This is a genomic window from Amycolatopsis ultiminotia, from assembly GCF_039536925.1.
GTDB classification, from domain to species: domain Bacteria; phylum Actinomycetota; class Actinomycetes; order Mycobacteriales; family Pseudonocardiaceae; genus Amycolatopsis; species Amycolatopsis ultiminotia.
The window spans coordinates 1-636 of the sequence record NZ_BAAAZN010000064.1 but is presented as its reverse complement, the minus strand read 5'-3'; the positions used below and the strand labels follow the sequence as shown (position 1 = coordinate 636).

The 636-nt window shown below is 67.0% G+C and carries 1 protein-coding gene; it reads left to right on the top strand.

Annotation, left to right across the window (positions count from 1 at the left end):
* On the top strand, nucleotides 1–636 hold a 636-nt coding region (locus ABD793_RS42565; protein WP_344869580.1), incomplete at both ends, for a DUF5753 domain-containing protein.

Here is a 636-nt window from a genome sequence, read left to right as displayed (position 1 = left end):
CCAACCCCGCCCTGATCTCCAACTGGGAACTCGGCCAACGCACCCCCTACGTGGTCGACGTCGCCGGCATCCTCGGCGCCCTCGGCGTCACCGGCGACGACAAACGACGCATCCTGCAACTCGCCCGCACCACCGACGCAGGCATGACAATCGCAGGCGACCAGAGCACTCCCGATCATCTGGCGATCCTGCGTGACTGCGAAGCCGTCGCCGATACCGTCCACGTCTGGCACCCGCTGCTCATCCCCGACCAGCTGCAGATCCCGGACTACTCCCACGCCGCCCTCACCGCCCAAGGATTCAGCACACACACCGCACACCACCTCGCGACCATCCGCGCCGACAGCGGCAACCTCATCATCGGCCCCGACGCCACACCCATGACCGCGTTCCTCGGCGAAGCCACCATCACCGACCCCGTCGCACCCACCAGCATCATGGCCCGCCAACTACGATTCCTCGACAACCTCGTCGCCACCACACCCAGACTCACCATCCGCATCGTGCCCGAACGCATCGGCTGGCACCCGGGCTTGTCCGGCCCGTTCACCCTCTACACCACACCCCGACCCGTCGCCTACTTCTCCCACCACGGCGCCGGATGCTTCATCCCCGACGACAACGGCGAATACCGCC